1 pseudogene is annotated in these 285 nt (G+C 70.9%); it reads left to right on the top strand.

The features are described from left to right. Positions 1-285, top strand: a pseudogene (locus IG78_RS43685) (histidine kinase); the annotation flags it as partial.

Here is a 285-nt window from a genome sequence, read left to right as displayed (position 1 = left end):
ACGGTGCCGGACGAGGTGGTGCGCCGGGCGGATCAGATCGAGCTGGTGGACATGTCGCCGCAGGCGCTGCGGCGGCGGATGGCGCACGGCAACATCTACCAGGCCGACAAGGTGGACGCGGCCCTGTCGAACTACTTCCGGCCGGGGAACCTGACGGCGCTGCGGGAGCTGGCGCTGCTGTGGGTGGCCGACCGCGTCGACGAGTACTTGCAGCAGTACCGGGGCGAGCACGACATCCGCTCCACCTGGCAGGCCCGCGAACGCATCGTCGTCGGCCTCACCGGC

This window comes from Streptomyces aureocirculatus (assembly GCF_000720475.1).
Taxonomy (GTDB): domain Bacteria; phylum Actinomycetota; class Actinomycetes; order Streptomycetales; family Streptomycetaceae; genus Streptomyces; species Streptomyces aureocirculatus.
The sequence above is the reverse complement of the archived record's forward strand: the minus strand, read 5'-3'. Positions and strand labels throughout refer to the sequence as shown.